Source organism: Micromonospora sp. C31, assembly GCF_018070575.1.
In the GTDB taxonomy this organism is placed as follows: Bacteria; Actinomycetota; Actinomycetes; order Mycobacteriales; family Micromonosporaceae; genus Micromonospora.
The window spans coordinates 76,496-92,447 of record NZ_JAGPXN010000002.1 but is presented as its reverse complement, the minus strand read 5'-3'; the positions used below and the strand labels follow the sequence as shown (position 1 = coordinate 92,447).

Below are 15,952 nucleotides of genomic sequence, written 5' to 3'. Positions count from 1 at the left end.
CTCGCTCCTCGCGCGGGCGGCTGGGGCTCGCAAGCTCACTCCTCGCGCTCACTGGTAGGACCTCCTCCGGTCCGGCGGCGGGATCTCAGCGCCCTTGTACTCGACGGGGACGCCGCCGAGCGGGTAGTCCTTGCGCTGCGGGTGCCCCTCCCAGTCGTCCGGCATGAGGATCCGGGTCAGGTTGGGGTGGCCGTCGAAGACGATGCCGAACATGTCGTACGCCTCGCGTTCCTGCCAGTCCGCCGTCGGGTAGACCGACGTGACGCTCGGCAGGTGCGGGTCCTCGGCGGAGACCGCGGCTTCCAGCCGCACCGTGCGGCGGTAGGTCATCGAGGTGAGCTGGTAGACGACGTGCAGGCGGCGGGCGTCGGCGCCGAGGTAGTCCACCCCGGAGACCGACGAGCAGAGCTCGAAGCGCAGCGCCATGTCGTCCCGCATCACCTGGCAGACCTCGGCGATCCGCTCGGGGCGGATGTGCAGGGTCAGCTCGCCCCGGTCGACCACGACCTTCTCGACGGCGTCGGCGAAGGCCGGGTACGCCTCCTCCAGCGCGTCGCGGACCTCGTCGAAGTAGCCCCCGTACGGCCGGGGCGCGTCCTCGATGGTCCGGCGCTGGCGGACGAGGCCGCCGAAGCCGGACACGTCCCCGGAGCCCTGGTTGCCGAACATGCCCCGGCCGGCCGGGCTGGCCGGCGGGTACTCCGCGGGCGCGGTGCTGCTGGCGCCGGCCGGCGTGACCGGCACCGGCACGCCGCCGTCGTCTTTCCTGTCCTGAGGCGCGGTCACTTCTGGACACCCCCGTGCTGGTGCAGGTGGTTCTGGGCCTTCATCCAGTTCTCGATCCGCAACTGCTCCTCGCGCCCCTCACGGACCGCCTTGGTCCATTCGGCCCGCCGGGCCTTGTCGCTGCGGTACGACGACGGCATCGAGCCGTAGGGGACGACCGGCACGTCGCCGCGGGCCTGACGCGCCTCGAGCATCTTGCGGCCGTTGGGGCCGAGCGGCTCGTGCCCGATCTTCTCGCGCAGCTTGAGGACCGCGTCGATGAGCATCTCGGGCCGGGGCGGGCAGCCGGGCAGGTACATGTCGACCGGAACGATGTGGTCGACGCCCTGCACGATGGCGTAGTTGTTGAACATGCCGCCGCTGCTGGCGCAGACGCCCATCGAGATGACCCAGCGGGGCTCGGCCATCTGGTCGTAGATCTGGCGCAGCACCGGGGCCATCTTCTGGCTCACCCGGCCGGCCACGATCATCAGGTCGGCCTGCCGGGGCGAGGCCCGGAAGACCTCCATGCCCCAGCGACCCATGTCGTAGTGCGGGCCACCGGCGGCCATCATCTCGATCGCGCAGCAGGCCAGGCCGAAGGTGGCCCCCCAGACCGACGTCTTCCGCGACCAGTTGACCAGCTTCTCCACCGAGGTGAGCAGGACACCGGCGGGAAGCTTCTCCTCGATACCCATCTGAGGTTCCTCCCTCAGTCCCAGTCCAGGCCGCCACGCCGCCAGACATAGGCGTACGCGACGAAGACAGCGACGATGAACAGGACCATCTCCACGAAGCCGAAGATCGGCAGGGCGTCGAACGAGACCGCCCAGGGGAAGAGGAAGATGATCTCGATGTCGAAGACGATGAAGAGCATCGCCGTCAGGTAGAACTTGATCGGGAACCGGCCGCCGCCGATCGGCTGCGGACTGGGCTCGATGCCGCACTCGTACGCCTCGAGCTTGGCCTTGTTGTAGCGCCGGGGACCGGCGAAGCGGGCAGCGCCCACGGAGAACAGCGCGAACCCCGCGGCGAGGGCGAACAGCCCGATGATCGGTGCGTAAGGCGAGAGCGACATCGTTTTCTCCTGCTCGTCCTTCCCTGCCCCTGGTCCTTGTCAAAAATCACACTATTCACGTCCCGCGCGACGCTCGTCGGCGGGGGTCCGTCTCCCCGGTCCACACCGGCGGTCGTCACAGACCGTGGACGGGGCCGTCACACTCGCCTGTGGTCGTTCGTGACCTTGGGTGCTCGCAGGCTCACCCGGGGTCACACGGCCGGCGCCACTCTGGTCATCGCGTTGATGACGCGGTCCATCGCGTCACCGTCGCGGGGGTCGGTCAGGTTGGCCAGCAGCTTGAGCACGAAGCGCATCAGCATCGGGTGTGGCATGCCGTGCTTCGTGGCCATCCGCATGATCTCGGGACGGCCGATGAGCTTGACGAAGATGCCGCCGAGCCGGTAGTAGCCGCCGAAGCGGGCCTTCAGCTCCGTCGAGTACGCCGCCAGGGCACGCTCCCGGTCCGCGCCGGCCGGGCGGGCGAGCGCCTGCACTACGACCTCCGCGGCCAGTTCGCCGGATTCCATCGCGTACGCGATGCCCTCGCCGTTGAACGGGTTGACCATGCCGCCGGAGTCGCCGACCAGCAGCACGCCGCGGGTGTAGTGCGGCACCCGGTTGAACCCCATGGGGAGGGCGGCGCCGAGGATCGGGCCCTCCGCGTTCGCCTCGTCGGTCATGCCCCAGTCGGCGGGCGTGTTGGCCAGCCAGTCGGTGAGCAGCCGGCGGTAGTTGGTCTTACCGAACGCGGACGAGGAGTTGAGCACGCCGAGGCCGACGTTGACCCGGCCGTCGCCGAGCCCGAAGATCCAGCCGTAGCCGGGTAGCAGGCTGTCGCCGCTGTCCTTGCTGCGCAGCTCCAGCCAGGACTCCAGGTAGTTGTCGTCGTGCCTGGCCGGCGAGCGGTAGTAGCGCCGGACGGCGACGCCGATCGGCCGGTCCTCGCGCTTGGCCAGCCCGAGGGCGAGCGGGAAGCGGCCGGAGACCCCGTCGGCCGCGACGACCAGCGGCGCGTGGAAGGTGGCGGGCTCCCGGCCCGGGCCGACCTCCGCCTCGACGCCGGTCACCCGGCCGTCGGGGCCCAGCACCGGGCCGGTGACGTTCACACCGGTGCGCAGTTCGGCACCGGACTCGACGGCCCGCCGGGCGAGCAGGTCGTCGAAGTCGAGCCGGGTGCGCACCAGGCCGTAGTTGGGGAAGCTCGCCAGGTCGGGCCAGTCCAGCTCCAGCCGGACGCCGCCACCGATGACCCGCAGGCCCCGGTTGTGCAGCCAGCCCGCCTCGGGCGAGGTGTCCACGCCCATCCGGATCAGCTGCCGCACCGCGCGCGGGGTCAGCCCGTCGCCGCAGACCTTCTCCCGGGGAAACTCGGTCTTCTCCAGCAGCAGCACCCGTACGCCGTGCCGAGCCAGGTGGTACGCGGTAGCCGACCCACCGGGACCGGCGCCCACGACGATCACGTCGGCGTCATGTTCCACCGCGGCCATCCGCGCCTCCTCCCGCAGGCTCGTGAAATCCTTCACAAGCCAGACGGTGGGAGTCTATGACCGACGTCATGACCGGCCCGGACCAGGGGTACCTAACTTGCCGCGGACGCGTCGGCCGAGCGGGAGGCGAGGTGCCGGGGCGGGACGTCAGCGCCGGGCTGCGCGCGCCGGGCTGGGGGCGTCAGCGCCGGGCGGCGGTGGCCGGGTCCAGGCCGGCGTCGTGCCGGATCGCCTCCGGCAGGTGCTCGCGCAGCGCGCCGCCGGCCGCGCGGTCCAGGGCCGCCAGCACCTCGGCCACCACCTGACGGACGTCGGCGGGATCCGCGCCGGCCAACTCCTTGAGCTGGGCGATGAGTTCGGCCGCGTCGTCGTCGGCGGCCTCCGCGCCGACCGTTCGGTGTGCTCCGGTCATGGGGGCGAGCTTACGGAACACGGAGCCCGGAAACGGATATTTTGCCGAAAAGCTGCCGGATCGGGCTAGCCGCGGACCGCGCGGTGCAGCGCCGCGATCCCGCCGGTCAGGTTGCGCCAGGCCACCCCGCCCCAACCCGCCGCGCCGATCCGCGCGGCCAGGGCCGGCTGGTCGGGCCACGCCCGGATCGACTCGGCCAGGTAGACGTACGCGTCGGGGTTGCTGGAGACGGCGCGCGCCACGCTCGGCAGCGAACGCATCAGGTACGACAGGTAGACCGTGCGGAACGCCGGGTTGACCGGGGTGCTGAACTCGCACACCACCAGCCGGCCGCCCGGCCTGGTGACCCGGGCCAACTCCCGCAGGGCGGCGTCGGTGTCGTTCACGTTGCGCAGCGCGAACGAGATGGTCACCGCGTCGAAGGTGGCGTCGGCGAAGGGCAGCTTCAGCGCGTCCCCGGCCAGCAGCGGCACCTGGGGGCGGGTCCGCTTGCCGACGCGCAGCATGCCCAGCGACAGGTCGGCGCCCACCGCGTACGCGCCCGACTGGGCCAGTTCCTCCGTGGAGACGCCGGTGCCGGCGCCCACGTCGAGCACCCGCTCACCCGGCCGCAGGTCGAGCGCGGCGCGGGTGGCCCGCCGCCAGAGGCGGTCCTGTCCGAAGGAGAGGACGGTGTTGGTCAGGTCGTAGCGAGCCGCCACGCCGTCGAACATCGCGGCGACCTCGTGCGGCTGCTTGTCCAGGTCGGCGCGCTGGCCCTGCGGGGTACGGCTCACCCCTCCACTCTGCCAGCCCCGCGCGCCGGGACGTCCGGTGGGTCTCCCGGCGGCGCGGGGCGCCGCTCGACGCGCCGGCACCCGGGCACGCCGCGGGGGCGGGGTGGTCACCCACCCCGCCCCCGTGTCGTCGTACGTCAGTCGGTCGACTTCTCGTCGCCGGGCGCCACCAGGACGACCTTGCGCCGCCGGGAGAGCAGCAGCAGGGCGCCACCGGCCAGCAGCACGGCCGCGCCGATGCCACCGATCAGCCCGACCTGCACGCCGGTCACCGGCAGCCCGCCGTCGCCACCGCCACCGCCACCGGTGCCGGGGGTGGTGGTCGGGCTGGCCGTGGGTACACCGGTCGGGGTGGCCGTGGGGGTCGGCGTCGGGCTCGGCTGCGCGGACAGGTCCACGAAGGCCTCGAAGACCGTGTGGTTGTCGCCCATGTCGGTCTCGGAGAAGGCCTTCCGCTGCGCCTGGCCGGCCACCCGCGGCTCCTCCTCCGGCTCGCCCTCGGCGACGTCCAGCCCGTACGCGAAGAGGTCGCCCTCGCGCAGCACCGGCTCGGTCACGTCGTCGCCGACCTTCACCGTCACGTCGGCGGTGTAGTACTGCCCCCGGCGGATGGTCGCGCCGGCGTCCTCGCAGAACGCCTGCTCCCGCCCGAGGAACACCTGCTGGACGCAGCCCTGCGGCAGCGCCACGAAGCTGACGCCCGCCGGGAGGGTGATGCCGTAGAAGACGCCGGTCGCGGGCCGGCTGCCGTCGTTGTAGACGGCCCAGTCCAGCGGGACGACTTCGCCCCGGCGCACCGGCTTGAGGTCCGGCTCGTCGGCCACCGCGCCGTTGACCACGACGCCTGCCTGGATGTCCTGCACCCAGGCGGTGAGGTCGTAACCGGGCTTCGTCACGGTGACCGGCACCTCGACGATCTCGTCACCGAGGTCGCTCTCGGGCGTGGTGGTGGCGACGCCGACGACCAGCGTGCCACCGTCGCCCCGGCCGCCGGTGCTGAACAGCGGGACGCCGAAGTCCCTGCTGGTGCCGGCGGGCAGGTCGCCGAGCGTGCACTGGTAGAGGGAGTTCCCGACGACCTGGCAGCCCTCGGGCACCAGGTAGCCGACCCGCCTCTGCTTGAGTTCCGAGGTCTTCACCCGGAACGTGACGTTCTCCGCCGTGGTCGTGCCGACGTTGGTGACGGTGAACTTGAACGGCTTGCTCCGGGCCGCGTCGACGCCCTTCGCGAGCTGGGTGCTGATCGGGATGACGGCGAGGTCGGGCCCGTCGGCGGCCTGGGCGGGAACGGCGACGGTGGTCAGACCACCCGCTGCGAGCAGTGCCACGGCGCCGGCGCGGGCCAGGGCCGAGCGATGGAACAGGGTCATCGGTCCCCCGGGGGTTAGGGAAGGGAATGGTTGCGGAACCCGGGCGGACGCTATCGGAGGCCGATGCGGCACGCCAGCAGGCAGATCGTGTTTCGTCCGTCCGTCCGGCCGATCCGGACGGACGGCCCGACGCACAGCGGGGGCGGGATGGTCACCCATCCCGCCCCCGCTGCCGTGCGTTATGTGAACGACCCACGCGGGTCGATGGAGGACGACCGTCAGGCCGTCGGCTTCTCGTCGCCCGGGGTCACCAGGACGACCCGGCGCCGCCGCGCCACCATGAACATGACCGCGCCCGCGACCAGGACCGCGCCGCCGACGCCGCCGATCAGCGTGGTCTGCGCGCCGGTGACCGGCAGACCGCCGTCGTCGTCACCGCCGCCGCCCGCGCCGCCCTTGGCCGCGACGACCACCGCGTAGCCGTCGGAGTTGTCGCTGGCGTCCACATCGGTGGCCCGCAGGCCGGTGACGTTCTCCGGCAGGGTGACCGCGGCGGCCCGCATCCGGCTGGAGTCGGAGACGATCGGCTCGACGCTGACCAGGCCGCCCTTGAGCGCGCCCGGCTTCACGTCGGCCGCCACGTCGAACAGGTGGTAGAAGCCGTAGGCCGAGTAGAGCTTGTCCTCGGCGTTGGTGTCCTCGTCCTGCGGGATCAGCCCGAAGTTGGCGTAGGTGCAGGTGAAGGTGGACTTGTCGGCCGCGTACTCGCAGCCCGGCTCCACCTCGGTCGGAGTCACGCCCTTGGGCAGCTTGACACTGATCTTGAGACCGGCGGCGGCCTTGTCACCCTGGTTGCGGATGAAGTAGGTCAGCGCCGACCGGCCGCCCGCGTGCAGGTCGCCGGAGTAGACCGGGTTGCCGTCGACGACCTTCACGGCCTGCTTGACGTCCTCGGCGACGACCGAGAGGTCCGGCCCGCTGGCGTCCGAGAGGTCCAGCGTGGCGGTCTTGGTGTCGTTCGCCGCGTTGGTGTCGTCCTTCGAGACGAGCTTGAAGGAGAGCGGAGCCTGGTAGGTGCCCTTGACCTCGGCCTTGAACAGGACGATCGGCAGGTCGACGGTCTCGCCCGGGCCCGGCAGGCCCTTCTCCGTCGCGTAGCAGACGAAGGCGGTCGGCTTCTTGTCGGTGCCCTCCATGTCGCAGCCGTCCTCGACGGCGGGCCAGGCCTGGACCTTGTCGAAGTCGACCTTGGACACGTCCACCCGTACGGCCAGCTCGCTAGGGGTGTTCTTGCCGAGGTTGGTCACCTTGGCGAAGGCGAACTTGCCCTCCGCGTTGGCGGCGACCCGCGTGCCGGCCACCTCGATCGCGAGGTCCGTCTCCGTGCCCGAGGCGTGAGCCGGGCTACCGAGGACGGTCAACGCGCCGGAGGCGAGCAGCGCGCCGGCGCCGATACGCGCCAGCGAACGGTTACGGAAGATCATGGAAAGGGTCCCCCCGTTGGGGTGAAGGAAAGGTACGGCCGGGGACGTTAGCGGTAAGCGATCACGCTCGCCACCCCCGGAATCGGGCGCACTGAACAGCCTGGCTAAGAATCACTTAAGGAATGCCCGGATTGATATGTCTTGCTGCCCCGGCCACCTTGCGGACGACTCCGAACGGCAACCTGATCGAGATCAACGGCCCACGGGAATTCACCCGATCGGTTGGCCGGCCGGGCCATTGCCGGTCACTTTCCGTACGCCCGTGATCCACACAGCGGCCCACGTACGACGACACCCCACCGCCGTTCGACGGTGGGGTGCCGGGGTCTCGCGGGTGGCCGCGTCAGTGGGCGTCGACCAGCGGCAGGGTCTTCCCGGCGCCGCCGCCCGGTATGGCGATCGAGGAGAAGTGCGACACCACCCGCTCGTCGGTCGGGTCGTCGGCCGGGGTCCGGTGCACGGCCAGCCGGTTGTAGAGGGTGTCGCGCTGGGCGGGGATCCGGTCCGCCGACCGGATCATGCCGATCAGCTCGTGCAGGTTGGAGCGGTGCCGCGCGCCGGCGGAGGAGATGACGTTCTCCTCCAGCATGATCGAGCCGAGGTCGTCCACGCCCATGTGCAGGGCGAGCTGCCCCACGTCCTTGCCCGTGGTCAGCCAGGACGCCTGGAGGTGCGGCACGGTCTCGAAGAAGAGCCGGGCCACGGCGACCAGCCGCAGGTACTCCAGGGCGGTGGCCTGCGTACGGCCCTTGAGGTGGTTGTTCTCCGGCTGGTACGTCCACGGGATGAACGCCCGGAAGCCCTTCGTGCGGTCCTGCACGTCGCGGATCATCCGCAGGTGCTCGATCCGCTCGGCGGCGGTCTCGCCGGTGCCCATCATCATGGTGGCGGTCGACTCGACACCCTGCCGGTGCGCCAGCTCCATGACCTCCAGCCAGCGCTCGCCCGACTCCTTCAGCGGCGCGATCGCCTTGCGCGGGCGGGCCGGCAGCATCTCGGCGCCGGCGCCCGCGATCGAATCCAGACCGGCCGCCTTGATCCGGGCGATGGCCTCGTCGAGGCTGACGCCGGAGACCTTGGCCATGTGCAGGATCTCGCTGGGGCCGATCGAGTGGATGGCGAGCTGCGGGTAGGCCTTCTTGACCGAGGAGAACAGCTCCTCGTAGTACTCGACGCCGTAATCCGGGTGGTGCCCGCCCTGGAGCATGACCTGGGTGGCGCCCAGCTCGACCGCCTCGCCGCAGCGGCGCAGGATCTCCTCGGTCGGGTGGGTCCAGCCCTCCCGGTGCTTCGGGGCCCGGTAGAACGCGCAGAACTTGCACGCCGTCACGCAGACGTTCGTGTAGTTGATGTTGCGGTCGATCAGGTACGTGACGACGTTGTCCGGGTAGCGCCGTCTGCGCACCGCGTCGGCGGCCTCGCCCAGGGCGTGCAGGGGCGCCTCGGTGTAGAGCAGCAGGGCCTCCTCGGGCGTGATCCGCCCGCCGTCCGCGCCACGCTGCAGGATTTCGTCGATCTCCCGGCTCACACTCACCCCCCGAGCCTACGTCGCCCCGCCTCCGGCCGGTCCCGCCGGACTCCTGTCGACCACGCCACAGGGGCCCCGCCGGGTGGCCGATGATCGAGGGACTTACCCGCGCTCTGTCGGTCCATTAACATTCGTGGATGATTTTCCCCGTGACTCCCCCCACCCGTCCTCCCCTACCGCGCAGGGCGCTGCTCGGGCTCGTACCGCTCGGGGCCGCCGCACTCGCCGTCGCCACGATGGGCCGACCGGCGCGCGCGGCCAGCACGGCCCGGGCGCCGGAGTGCCTCGCCGACCTGACGGCGGCCTGATGGCCACCATCCCCTGGCTCGCCGACGTGCTCCGCGCCGCCGGCGTCACGGTGGTCGAGCACGGCAACTGGCTCGGCCGGGTGGCCGGCAGCTCGTTCGACCCGATCGGCGTGCTCTGGCACCACACCGCCGCCACCTCCAGCGCCGGCAACCCGCACCCCGCGCTGAACATCTGTGTCAACGGCCGCTCCGACCTGCCCGGCCCGCTCTGCCAGGCCCTCGTCGACTACCACGGCGTCTTCCACGTCATCTCCGGCGGGCGGGCCAACCACGCCGGCGTCAGCCGAGGCAGCGGCCCCATCCCGGCCGGCGACGGCAACACCCTGATGATCGGCTGGGAGATCGACTACAACGGGGTCGACCAGGCCATGACCGGCGCCCAGTACAGCGCATCGGTGCTCGCCACCGCCGCCGTGCTGCGGCGGCTCGGCCGGGACGCCAGCCACGCCCGGGGCCACCGGGAGACCAGCACCAGCGGCAAGATCGACCCGTCGTTCATCGACCTCGACTCGATGCGCGCCGACGTGGCCCGCCAGCTCACCGGCAACCCGCCCCTCGACCTCACGGAGAACGACATGAAGCTGATCCAGTCACCCGGCCGCGGCATCGCCCTCGTCGGCCCCGGCTACTTCCGCCAGCTCCGCAACAACGAGGAGGTGCACGCCGCCGTCGCGCTGGCCGGCAACCCGCTGGTCGGCAACGACCGCCAGTTCGACCTGTGGCGCAGCATCGCCTACGACGGCCAGGTCAAGGCCCCGAGCTGACCACCGTCGGGTGGGGTCGGCGGGTTCGACGCGGTGCCGGCGCCGACCCACCGACCCGGCTGCACCCGCCGGCCGGCGGACCCCTCAGGCGTCGTAGTCGACCGTCAGCCGGTCGGTGGTCGGGCTGGACTGGCAGGTGAGGACGTAGCCGGCGGCCACCTCGTCCGGTTCCAGCGCGTAGTTACGGGCCATCGTGACCGCGCCGTCGACCACCTTGGCCTTGCAGGTCGAGCAGACCCCGCCCTTGCAGGCGTACGGCAGCTCGCCGCGCACCTTCAGCGCCGCGTCCAGCACCCGCTCGTCGCGCCGCATCGTGAAGCGCGACGACCGGCCGTCCAACATGATCGTCACGTCGGCGCCGCCCCTCGGCTCGTCGGCCGGGCGTCGCGGCGGGGCCGGGGCCTCGGCGACGTGGAACAGCTCCGTGTGCACCGCCGACTCCGGCACGCCGCGCGCGGCGAGCACCTCCCGGGCGTCCACCACCATGTCGTACGGGCCGCAGAGGAACCACTCGTCGACGGTGTCGCCGGGCACGACGGTGTCCAGCAGCCGGCCCAGCCGGTCGGCGTCGATCCGGCCGGAGAGCAGCGGGGACTCGCCCTGCTCCCGGGAGAGCACGTGCACCAGGTGCAGCCGGGTCGGCCACCGGTCCTTCAGGTCGGCCAGCTCCTCGGCGAACATCACCGTGTTCGCCGTGCGGTTGCCGTACACCAGCGTGAAGGTGCTGGCCGGCTCGACGGCGAGCGCCGTCGCGACCAGCGCGAGCACCGGGGTGATGCCGGAGCCGGCGACCACCGCGCCGTAGCGGCGGGCCCGGTCCGGCGCGAGGGCCGTGGTGAAGTGCCCCAGCGGCGGCAGCACCTCGATCGTGTCGCCGCCGCGCAGCGCGCCGCAGGCGAAGGCGGAGAACGCGCCGCCGGGGATCTCCCGCACGCCGATCCGCAGCCGGCCGTGCCGGGCCAGGTCGTCGGGCGTGGAGCAGATGGAGTACGACCGCCGCACGTCCTCACCGGCGGCGCCGGGGCGGCGGACGGTGAGGTGCTGACCGGCGGAGAACGCGAACGTCTCCCGCAGCTCCTGCGGCACCGCGAAGGTGACCGCCACGGCGTCGTCGGTGAGGCGGTCGACGGCGGCGACGGACAGCGGGTGGAAGACCGGCCGGCGACGGACGGGGCGGGAGATCGTGACAGTCACAGCGCCTTCAGGTGGTCGAAGGGTTCACGGCAGGAACGGCAGCGCCAGAGCGCCTTGCACGCGGTCGAGCCGAAGCGGCTGACCTGCTCCGTCTCCGGCGAGCCGCAGCGCGGGCAGCGGACGGCGAGGGTCAGCGGCACCACGTTGTCGGCGCGTGCGGGCGACGGCGGGGCGATGCCGGCGGCGGCGAGCTTGGCCCGGCCCGCGTCGGAGATCCAGTCGGTGCTCCACGCCGGGCTGTAGACGGTCCGCACGTCGGCGTCGGGGCGGCCGACGGCGGCCAGCGCCCGCCGGATGTCGGCGCGGATCACGTCCATCGCCGGGCAGCCGGTGTAGGTGGGGGTGATGGTCACGACCACCCGGCCGGTCGCCGGGTCCTCGTCGACCGCCCGCAGGATGCCGAGGTCGTCGATGGTGACGACCCGGATCTCCGGATCCACCACCGCCGCCACGGCCGCCCTGAGGTCGGTCACCACCGCCCCCTCACCAGCGGGCCCCGGGGTGGGCGCGGTGCAGCACCTGCATCTCCGCGAGCAGAAACGACAGGTGCTCGGTGTGCACGCCGTCCCGCCCGCCGGCCGGCGCCCAGCCGGACTCCGGCCGGGTCAGGGTGGCCTCGTCGAGCACGGCGGCCACCCGGGCGTCGAAGTCGGCCCGCAGGGTGGCCGGGTCGACCGGCGCCGCCGGGTCGGGGGCGAACAGCTCGTGCACGTACGGCCAGACCTGGTCGACGGCCGCCTGCATGCGCCGGTGCGACTCCTCGGTGCCGTCGCCGAGCCGCCGCACCCACGTCGACGCGTGGTCGAGGTGGTAGGCCGACTCCTTGCGGGCCTTGGCCCCGATCGCCGCCAGCCGCTCGTCGGCGCACCCGGCCAGCGCGGTGTAGAGCGGAAGCTGGTAGGCCGCGAGGAAGAGCAGCTTCGCCATGGTGACCGCGAAGTCGCCGTTGGGCAGCTCCACCAGCAGGCAGTTGCGGAACTCGCGGTCGTCGCGGAGGAACGCCAGCGCGTCCTCGTCCCGGCCGGCGCCCTCCAGCTCGCCCGCGTACGACAGCAGGAGCCGGGCCGCACCGAGCTGGTCGAGGGCGATGTTGGCCAGCGCGATGTCCTCCTCCATCTCCGGCGCGCGGGTGGTCCACTCGGCCAGCCGCTGGGCCGCGACGAGCGCGTCGTCGCCGAGGGCGAGGGCGAAGTCGAAGGGGCCGATCACAGGTGGGCCACCCCGTCCGGCACGTCGTAGAAGGTGGGATGGCGGTAGACCTTGTCGGCCGCCGGGTCGAAGAACGCGTCCTTCTCGTCGGGGCTGGACGCGGTGATCGCGGACGCCGGCACCACCCAGATCGAGACGCCCTCCTGGCGGCGGGTGTAGAGGTCCCGCGCGTTGCGCAGGGCCAGCTCGGCGTCGGGGGCGTGCAGGCTGCCCACGTGGGTGTGCGACAGCCCGCGCCGCGCCCGCACGAAGACCTCCCAGAGCGGTGAGGATCCGCTCGCGCCGGCCTGTCCCGTTCGCTCGCTCACGCGGCCACCTTCTCCTTCTGCTCCACCCGCTTGGCGGCGTACGCCGCGGCGGCCTCACGCACCCAGGCGCCGTCGGCGTGGGCGCGGCGACGGTGCTCCATCCGCTGCCGGTTGCACGGCCCCTGACCCTTGATCACCCGCATCAGCTCGTCGTAGTCGGGCTGGGTGAAGTCGTACGCCTGGCGGGACTCGTTCCAGCGCAGCTCCGGATCCGGGATGGTCAGGCCGAGGATCTCGGCCTGCTGCACGCACATGTCCACGAAGCGCTGGCGCAGCTCGTCGTTGGAGAAGCGCTTGATCTTCCAGGCCATGGACTGCGCCGAGTGGGTGGAGTCGGTGTCCGGCGGGCCGAACATCGCCAGCGACGGGTACCACCAGCGGTCGAGGGCGTCCTGCGCCATCGCCTTCTGCTCGCCGGTGCCGTGTGCCAGCGTGTGCAGGATCTCGTAGCCCTGCCGCTGGTGGAACGACTCCTCCTTGCAGACCCGGATCATCGCCCGCGCGTACGGCCCGTAGGAGCAGCGGCACAGCGGGACCTGGTTGACGATGGCGGCACCGTCGACCAGCCAGCCGATCGCGCCCACGTCGGCCCAGGTCAGGGTGGGGTAGTTGAAGATCGAGCTGTACTTCTGCCGACCGTTGAGCAGCAGCTCGACCAGCTCGTCCCGGCTGATCCCGAGGGTCTCGGCGGCGGCGTAGAGGTAGAGCCCGTGGCCGGCCTCGTCCTGGACCTTGGCCAGCAGGATCGCCTTGCGCTTGAGCGAGGGGGCGCGACTGATCCAGTTGCCCTCCGGCTGCATGCCGATGATCTCGGAGTGCGCGTGCTGAGCGATCTGCCGGATCAGCGTCTTGCGGTACGCCTCGGGCATCCAGTCGCGCGGCTCGATCTTCTGGTCGGCGTCGACGACCTCGGTGAAGTACGCCTCGAGGTCCTCGTCCGGGCCGGGGGCGCCGCCCCGGCGGCCACGTGCGGCGGCTTCCCGCAGGGCCGCCTCCGCCGCCTCGACCTCGCCGAGCAGGCCGCCGCCGGGTGCGTCCTCGGCGGAGAAGTCGTTGCCATACATGGGGTCAAGTGTTACAGCTCGCCCCTCGGGACGCCAGGGGGTGTAACAGGTTTCCGGAGACTCTTTCGCCACGGAGAGGTGATCGCAGACAGCCGGGCAAACTATGACTTGGGTCACTATGGAAAGGTGAATCGCCCCAACAACCGCATAGCGGCTCGATAGCCCGCCTACTTGGCCAAGTTGCCAGGTGTCAGGTCCTGGCGCCGGGCCGATCCGCACGTAGACTTCCCCCGTCACACCGATCGGTTGCCGACGATCGCCCGAGAAACCCGGAGGGCGCATCCCCCGCCCTCGGCGAGCCGCCGATCCGTCCGACAACCAGCCGGTCCCCCCGGCCCTGACAACTGGAGCTCATCCACTCATGCGATCCCGCGTGACCCTGGTGCTCGCCGTCGTGGCGGTCCTCCTCGGTGGCGGCCTGCTCGTGCCGGCCGCGTACGCCAGACTCGCCGGCGACGACGCCGCGAGCGGCGGGAAGGGCGGCGGAAGCGTCGCGGTGCCCGCGCCGGTCCCGCCCATGCCGCCGACCCTGGCGGCCGGCCCGGTGGCGGTGGACTTCAAGGGCGAGTTCTTCTCGTGGGCCCTGATGGACCGGGAGACCGGCGAGATCTCCGGGTCGAAGAACCTGGCCTCGACCAGCTCCACCGAGTCGATGATCAAGGCCTGGTTCGCGGCGGACTACCTCCGCCAGCTCGGCGCCAAACCGCTGCCGGCCGACCGGAAGAAGCAGATCACCACCGCCATCCGGGACAGCAACGACGACGCCGCCAACGCCCTCTACGGCGCGGTGGGCCGGGCCGCCACGATCAAGCGGATGATCAGCACCTGCGAGCTCACCGACACCAAGCCGGGCAACGTCCCCGGTTACGTGGGCTGGTGGAGCTTCACCCGGATGTCCCCGCGCGACGCCGCCCGGCTCGGCGACTGTGTCGCCGACGGCACGGCCGCCGGCCCCAAGTGGACGAGTTTCCTGCTGGACGAGATGAGCAAGGTCAGGGGCAGCACGGCCGCCAAGGACCAGAAGGCCCGGTCGGGCGGTGGACGCTGGGGCATCATCGACGGCCTCCCCCAGTCGGTCGTCGGCCAGGGCCCGGTCAGCATGAAGAACGGCTGGACCCCGCTCAACTACGACGGCAACTGGCACGTGAACTGCCTCGCCGTCACCGGCAGGTGGAGCCTCGCGGTGATGCTCCGCTACCCGCAGAAGAGCGGCCTCGACTACGGCGCACAGGTCTGCGCCTCGGTCGCCAGCCAGCTCGTGACCCCGCAGCCGGGCGCCGCCCTCAAGGTGCCGCAGCTGCCCGCCGGGAAGCTCTGATGGCGCGGCAGCGTCGGTCCGCCGGGGCGGCCGACGCCTCTCCCGGCAGACTGATCGCCATCGCGCTGGTCCTCATCGGCCTGGTGCTCGTCTCGCTGCGACTGCTGCCGGGCTCGCCGTTCGAGTCCTCCGCCGCCGCGAAGTGGGGCACCCCCGCCGGCCCCGCCGAGCGCGCCGCGACGGCTCCGAGCGACCGCAGCTCGCGGCCGTCGCCGTCGCCGAGCCCCACCCCGGAGCCGCTGCCGTTCCAGGCGAAGGACCTCGACCTGGACATCGCGGGCTGGTACTCCTGGAGCGTCCTCGACCGCCGCAGCGGCGAGATCATCGGTTCGGACAACATGGCCGAGACCAGCACCACCGCGTCGCTGATCAAGGCCTGGATCGTCGCCGACTACCTGCGCCGCGCCGACGACGCCGGCCAGACCCCGAGCGCCGCCAAGCTCGCCGACGCCACGAAGATCATCCGGGACAGCGACAACACCCGGGCCGAGCAGTTCTACAACACGGTCGGCCGGTCCGCCTCGATAAAGCGGCTGATCTCCCTGTGCGAACTGACCGACAGCAAGGTCGCCGCCGACGGCGGCTGGAGCCGCACCGCCCTCTCCCCCCGCGACACCGCCCGGATGGGCGCCTGCATCGCCGACGGCCGCGCCGCCGGACCGAAGTGGACGAAGTGGTTGATCGGCGAGATGCGGCTCGTGCGGGGGGCCGGCGACTTCGGCATCCGCAAGGCGTTCCCGGCCGCGGAGCGCAAGACCATCGCCATCAAGAACGGCTGGATCGACCGTACGCGCGAGCAGGAGATGCACATCAACTGCCTCGCCGTCGCCGACACCTGGACGATGGGCGTGATGGTCCGCTACCCGATCGGCAAGGGCTACGAGTACGGCATGAAGAACTGCCAGGAGATCACCGAAGCCCTCCTGCGCCCCACCACCTAGACCCGACCGCCGCCCGTTCGGTCG

At 71.8% G+C, this 15,952-nt stretch carries 18 protein-coding genes; 4 read left to right on the top strand and 14 right to left on the bottom strand.

From position 1 onward, the window contains the following. Positions 1 to 48: 48 nt before the first annotated feature. The 9 genes from KBX06_RS05280 to mqnC form a co-directional block, all read right to left on the bottom strand. A complete protein-coding gene (locus KBX06_RS05280; protein WP_121397086.1) occupies positions 49 to 786 on the bottom strand; it encodes an NADH-quinone oxidoreductase subunit C in 738 nt (245 codons plus the stop codon). Then, positions 783 to 1,463, bottom strand: coding sequence for an NADH-quinone oxidoreductase subunit B family protein (locus tag KBX06_RS05275; RefSeq protein ID WP_210833052.1), 681 nt, complete (start codon positions 1,461 to 1,463; stop codon positions 783 to 785). Before KBX06_RS05275 ends, KBX06_RS05280 begins: the two co-directional genes overlap by 4 nt. 14 nt (positions 1,464 to 1,477) lie before the next feature. Continuing rightward, a complete protein-coding gene (locus KBX06_RS05270) occupies positions 1,478 to 1,843 on the bottom strand; it encodes an NADH-quinone oxidoreductase subunit A (protein WP_210833051.1) in 366 nt (121 codons plus the stop codon). Positions 1,844 to 2,034: 191 nt separating this feature from the next. After that, positions 2,035 to 3,312 carry a geranylgeranyl reductase family protein gene (locus KBX06_RS05265; protein ID WP_210833305.1) on the bottom strand — a complete coding sequence of 426 codons (1,278 nt, stop codon included), beginning with the start codon at positions 3,310 to 3,312 and terminating at the stop codon, positions 2,035 to 2,037. Positions 3,313 to 3,493: 181 nt separating this feature from the next. Beyond that, positions 3,494 to 3,724: a hypothetical protein gene (locus KBX06_RS05260; protein ID WP_210833050.1), complete on the bottom strand. Its 231-nt coding sequence runs from the start codon at positions 3,722 to 3,724 to the stop codon at positions 3,494 to 3,496. Positions 3,725 to 3,789: 65 nt separating this feature from the next. After that, complete coding sequence (locus tag KBX06_RS05255; RefSeq protein ID WP_210833049.1) at positions 3,790 to 4,500, bottom strand: demethylmenaquinone methyltransferase; 711 nt, start codon at positions 4,498 to 4,500, stop codon at positions 3,790 to 3,792. Between the two features lie 137 nt (positions 4,501 to 4,637). Next, positions 4,638 to 5,870 (bottom strand): cell wall anchor protein, encoded by a 1,233-nt coding sequence (locus tag KBX06_RS05250; RefSeq protein WP_210833048.1) that lies wholly within the window; start codon positions 5,868 to 5,870, stop codon positions 4,638 to 4,640. Positions 5,871 to 6,088: 218 nt separating this feature from the next. Beyond that, positions 6,089 to 7,294 carry an LPXTG cell wall anchor domain-containing protein gene (locus KBX06_RS05245; RefSeq protein ID WP_210833047.1) on the bottom strand — a complete coding sequence of 402 codons (1,206 nt, stop codon included), beginning with the start codon at positions 7,292 to 7,294 and terminating at the stop codon, positions 6,089 to 6,091. A 343-nt stretch (positions 7,295 to 7,637) separates the two neighbouring features. Then, positions 7,638 to 8,828 (bottom strand): cyclic dehypoxanthinyl futalosine synthase, encoded by a 1,191-nt coding sequence (mqnC, locus tag KBX06_RS05240; protein WP_210833046.1) that lies wholly within the window; start codon positions 8,826 to 8,828, stop codon positions 7,638 to 7,640. Positions 8,829 to 8,959: 131 nt separating this feature from the next. On the opposite strand from mqnC, the gene KBX06_RS05235 reads away from it, so the two are divergent. Both KBX06_RS05235 and KBX06_RS05230 read left to right on the top strand, forming a co-directional pair. After that, positions 8,960 to 9,130: a hypothetical protein gene (locus KBX06_RS05235; RefSeq protein WP_210833045.1), complete on the top strand. Its 171-nt coding sequence runs from the start codon at positions 8,960 to 8,962 to the stop codon at positions 9,128 to 9,130. Continuing rightward, positions 9,130 to 9,894 (top strand): N-acetylmuramoyl-L-alanine amidase, encoded by a 765-nt coding sequence (locus KBX06_RS05230; protein WP_247685260.1) that lies wholly within the window; start codon positions 9,130 to 9,132, stop codon positions 9,892 to 9,894. Before KBX06_RS05235 ends, KBX06_RS05230 begins: the two co-directional genes overlap by 1 nt. An 84-nt stretch (positions 9,895 to 9,978) precedes the next feature. Here KBX06_RS05230 and paaE read toward each other — a convergent pair whose 3' ends face one another. The 5 genes from paaE to paaA are packed head-to-tail and all read right to left on the bottom strand — an operon-like array spanning position 9,979 to position 13,669. Further along, positions 9,979 to 11,088, bottom strand: a complete 1,110-nt coding sequence (paaE, locus tag KBX06_RS05225; protein ID WP_210833044.1) for a 1,2-phenylacetyl-CoA epoxidase subunit PaaE — start codon at positions 11,086 to 11,088, stop codon at positions 9,979 to 9,981. Next, on the bottom strand, positions 11,085 to 11,561 hold the full coding sequence (paaD, locus tag KBX06_RS05220) for a 1,2-phenylacetyl-CoA epoxidase subunit PaaD (RefSeq protein ID WP_210833043.1): 477 nt from the start codon (positions 11,559 to 11,561) through the stop codon (positions 11,085 to 11,087). Before paaD ends, paaE begins: the two co-directional genes overlap by 4 nt. A 10-nt stretch (positions 11,562 to 11,571) precedes the next feature. Then, positions 11,572 to 12,297 (bottom strand): 1,2-phenylacetyl-CoA epoxidase subunit PaaC, encoded by a 726-nt coding sequence (gene paaC / locus KBX06_RS05215; protein ID WP_210833042.1) that lies wholly within the window; start codon positions 12,295 to 12,297, stop codon positions 11,572 to 11,574. Next, entirely contained in the window at positions 12,294 to 12,605 is a 312-nt protein-coding gene (gene paaB, locus KBX06_RS05210; protein WP_210833041.1) for a 1,2-phenylacetyl-CoA epoxidase subunit PaaB, read from the bottom strand. The genes paaC and paaB overlap by 4 nt, the downstream gene beginning before the upstream one ends. After that, positions 12,602 to 13,669 (bottom strand): 1,2-phenylacetyl-CoA epoxidase subunit PaaA, encoded by a 1,068-nt coding sequence (gene paaA / locus KBX06_RS05205; RefSeq protein WP_210833040.1) that lies wholly within the window; start codon positions 13,667 to 13,669, stop codon positions 12,602 to 12,604. Before paaA ends, paaB begins: the two co-directional genes overlap by 4 nt. A gap of 361 nt (positions 13,670 to 14,030) precedes the next feature. Here paaA and KBX06_RS05200 point away from each other — a divergent pair, with 361 nt between their 5' ends. Further along, positions 14,031 to 14,987 carry a hypothetical protein gene (locus tag KBX06_RS05200; protein ID WP_210833039.1) on the top strand — a complete coding sequence of 319 codons (957 nt, stop codon included), beginning with the start codon at positions 14,031 to 14,033 and terminating at the stop codon, positions 14,985 to 14,987. Next, positions 14,987 to 15,928 (top strand): hypothetical protein, encoded by a 942-nt coding sequence (locus tag KBX06_RS05195; RefSeq protein WP_210833038.1) that lies wholly within the window; start codon positions 14,987 to 14,989, stop codon positions 15,926 to 15,928. The genes KBX06_RS05200 and KBX06_RS05195 overlap by 1 nt, the downstream gene beginning before the upstream one ends. Positions 15,929 to 15,952: the final 24 nt, after the last annotated feature.